The following is a 3,870-nucleotide window of genomic DNA, read 5'->3' on the forward strand; positions in this document are numbered from 1 at the left end:
AAAACTATTCCAGGTATAGGAAATAAAACCGCAGTAATGCTATTGGTTTTAACCGATGGATTTGATCGTTTTAAAAGTGGTAGCGAATTGTGTAGTTATGCTGGATTAACCCCTGTAGTTAGAAAGAGTGGGAGTAGTGTAAATGGACGGCCTCGTATCAGTAAAATAGGAAATCAGAAACTACGTAATCTGTTATTTATGTGCAGCTTTAATGCTTGTAAATACAATAAAGCATGTCGTGATATTTATGAGAGAATAGTAGCAAAAGGAAAGAGTAAAAAATTGGCATTGATAGCGGTGTGTAATAAACTATTAAAACAGGCTTTTGCTATAGCAAAATCAGGTTTAATATATGATGATACATATAGAAGTACTTTAATGAAAAATTAGTGCATTTTTACTTGTTTTTTACCACAGTACTTTGTTATGCGCTGGCTTTCTACGTTCAATTTGTCTAACCAAATTCAATTATAGCTTTTTCTAAATTCTAATGGTGTCATTTCTGTTTTTTTCTTGAATAATTTCCCAAAAGATTGTGGATGTTCAAAACCCAATTCGTAAGCTATTTCATTAACGGACAGCTCGGTAATTGATAGCTTTTCTTTAGCTAATTGTATTATTTTCTCGTGTATAAATGATTGTGTACTTTTTCCTGTGATTGTTTTTAAAAGCCTAGTTAAATAATTTGGCGAGATATTTAGTTTATTAGCTATTTTTTCGACAGTTGGTAATCCATTTAATGCCAACTCTTCGTCACTTAACAAGTCATTTAATACAAATTCAAAATGTTCTAAAATTGTATGATTAGACTTTTTACGAGTGATAAATTGACGTTGATAAAAACGCCTTGAATACGTTAGTAATAGCTCTAAATTAGAAATAATAACGTCTTGACTAAAATTATCAATATTTGAGTTGTATTCTTGATGAATATCTTCCATAATTCGAATAAGCATTTTTTCTTCTTTTTCTGAAAGATGAAGCGCTTCTTTTAATTGATATTCAAAAAAGTCATACGTTTTAATTTTGTTAGCTAAAGCTGTGTTCCACAAAAAATCTGGATGGAAGATAAGCAACCACCCAGAATGATTTAGTTTGCTAGCGTTTTCAACTTCAATAGACATTACTTGATTAGGTGCAACAAATGCTAAAACGCCTTCGTCAAAGTCATATTCTTGTTGTCCATACTTCATTTTACCATCATACAAACGTTTTAATGCGATGCAATAAAAACCGTGTGTAACATTTAATGAAGTACCAGCTTTATGTTTAACATCTGCAAAATTAATGACACTCACTAACGGATGTAGTGGTTTTGAAAGGTTATTAACTTTATGGTATTCGTTAATACTATTAATATGAACAATTTCTCTTAACATTTATGATGTTTATTTATTATACAATGTAGCAAATTCATTTGCAAAATCTGAAAGACTTTCTCTACCCATTTTAGATGGTTTATTATTGTTGTAATTTTCAGTGAGTCTGCCATTTTCAAGACTGTGATACATTTCAGTAAATAGACTAGCTATATTAGCAGGTATTCCACTTTGTTGCATTCCTTTTTTTACGTCTTCATCTGAGACTATTGTCCACTTCAAATCTGATATCCCAATTGCTTTACCTAATGTAGTTGCAATTTCCTGTCCTGTGTGTTCTGAACTTGCTATATATTTAAACAATTCACTTTTATTGTTTTCCAATTCTTGGGTAGCAATCTCTGCAATGTCTTTTGGTGAAACAAGTGGAAATTTAGTAGAACCATAGTTAGCTAAAATTTGACCTGTATATTTTATCATATCAACATAATTGTTGAGATTATAATAAAAATAAGTCGGTCTTAAAATTGTCAAATTTATTTTCGGTACTTGTTTAATGATTTCTTCTGAAAAATGAGAACCTAATATTGAGCCTGTCCCGTAATTTAGATGAGCTCCGAAACTACTTAAAAGTACAACTCTGTAAACTCTTGTTTTTTCAATTGCTTTCGCGAAGTTCGTACTTATTTGTCTGTAATATTCTCTAATATCAGGTTGTGAGTAATCAGGTGGGTTCATTAAGAAAACAGAATCTGCTCCAGAAAATGCTGAAACTAAAAACTCTGTATCTTGTAAAGAACCTATTAGTGGTTTACCATTTATATTTTCAATTTCCGCCTTTCTCTCTAACGAGTGGCTTATAATAGTTACTTCGTGACCGTTTTTGATAAGATTTTCGGCAAGTGTTTTTCCGATATTCCCTAGTGAACTTGTAAGTGTTATTTTCATTTTATTTAATATTGTGTTAGATACAAAGGTTAAATAACGATTATAAACTTATGTAGTCAGATGATGCTATTCACAAGCCAAATCTGATAATTACTTATGTTTGATATTAAGCACGGATTTTTTCAGCTTGCGCATAACGGTTTTGTGTATGATTTCGTTGCGTGTTTAAGCATTAAAGTTAGCAAATAATTCACAGATAGAAAGTCCGCGAGGACTTTCGTAAGTAAGCTATAACTAGCAATGAATTATACACGGTGTTGGCAGTAGTGTTTTATTCTTTTCTATATAAGGTTGTCAGCGTTCCATTTAAACAAAACGGAATTACTGAAGTATGAGATTCATTTCTATATATTCTCCAATTCATATCAACATTTTCGTACTTATTTTTTTTAAGATATAAACTAAACTTAACCATATTAGACACCATCATTGGACTTTCATTTTCTCCTGTTGAAATAAATACTTTCGTTGGTTCGATATTCCAAGTTTCACTACTCGTAAACTTAACGATAGCTGGCTCTAAAAATATCTTTTCGTTCAGCTGAAATGAAGGACTATTTATTCCAAATCGGGTAAAGTAATTGTCAGAATTTAAGAAACAGTATGCTGTAAATAAACCACCAAGAGAATGTCCTGAAATTCCTCTGTCAGAATTCGTTTTATAATGTTCATCAATAAAAGGTACTATTTCTTTCTTTATGCACTCTAAAAACTTAACTGCTCCGCCGGTTTTTATTGTTCCTTTTTCAACTCCAAACTTCTTGTCAAATTTTCTATCAGTTAATGTGTCTCGATATGGTGTGTAGTCATTAAATCTATTAATTTTTGATTCTACTCCATTTACTTTGTGACTGATACCTACGAGAATCACATCTTCGATTTTTTCAAAATCAATGTAAGATGATTCGAAATATCCATACGTGCTTTTTCCGTCCAAAACATAAAGCACTGGATATGTTATGCTGTCCTTAATAGAATAATTCTTTGGAAAAGACATATGAATTAAATAATCTTTATTTGTAATTTCAGATTTAACGATATGGTCTGGTTTAAAAAAATCTCGCCCTTTTGGGTCTAATTTTTGGCTAAATAGAGGGTTACAAAAAATCAAAAAAGAAAATGTTATAAATATTAGATTTTGTAGTTTCAAAAAGTTCATTTGTTTAATTCAGAGTTCGTTGCTCACATTACTGCCAACGTGTTTGTGTATGGTTAGTTGCGTGGTTGGGTAGCTAATTTAGCAAACTTTTACGGACCAGAGAAAATTCCGCAGGAATTTTCGCAAGTAGGCTAGAACCAAGCAATTAATTATACACGTCTTAAGTTAGCAATTAAATAAAAACACTAAATTAAGATTTATAAATTAGAAAGAACAAAAGAGAGGAGTAAGGTTATTATATACGCAGAGACTTCAGATCTCGTCAACATTGAAAATCCCCTCTCTTTTCTACACAGATTTCGTACAGTTCTATGAGGCTTTAAGACCTCGATTTTAAGTCGTTGAAACTCGCGTAGATTGTCCTTTGAAAAAAACATTTCTTATGAATAAAGATATTAAATATTTTGGAATAGACATTAGCCATTTGGTTTTTGATGTCACAGA

General features: G+C 31.1%; 4 protein-coding genes. 1 reads left to right on the forward strand and 3 read right to left on the reverse strand.

Annotation, left to right across the window (positions count from 1 at the left end; all coding sequences use genetic code 11):
• Nucleotides 1-390, forward strand: a 390-nt coding sequence (locus tag HM982_RS18130; RefSeq protein ID WP_179354724.1) for a transposase, incomplete at its 5' end; no start/stop codon positions are given.
• Nucleotides 391-464: 74 nt separating this feature from the next.
• On the opposite strand, the gene HM982_RS18135 is transcribed toward HM982_RS18130, so the two are convergent.
• The 3 genes from HM982_RS18135 to HM982_RS18145 form a co-directional block, all read right to left on the reverse strand.
• Complete coding sequence (locus HM982_RS18135) at nucleotides 465-1,379, reverse strand: helix-turn-helix domain-containing protein (RefSeq protein WP_179354738.1); 915 nt, start codon at nucleotides 1,377-1,379, stop codon at nucleotides 465-467.
• 9 nt (nucleotides 1,380-1,388) lie between these two features.
• Entirely contained in the window at nucleotides 1,389-2,267 is an 879-nt protein-coding gene (locus HM982_RS18140) for an NmrA family NAD(P)-binding protein (protein WP_179354739.1), read from the reverse strand.
• Between the two features lie 271 nt (nucleotides 2,268-2,538).
• The gene (locus HM982_RS18145) at nucleotides 2,539-3,417 is read right to left on the reverse strand and encodes an alpha/beta hydrolase (RefSeq protein ID WP_179354740.1); all 879 of its coding nucleotides are present in this window, start codon (nucleotides 3,415-3,417) and stop codon (nucleotides 2,539-2,541) included.
• Between the last annotated feature and the right edge of the window lie 453 nt (nucleotides 3,418-3,870).

Origin of the sequence: Winogradskyella vidalii (assembly GCF_013403955.1) — a bacterium.
GTDB lineage: Bacteria > Bacteroidota > Bacteroidia > Flavobacteriales > Flavobacteriaceae > Winogradskyella > Winogradskyella vidalii.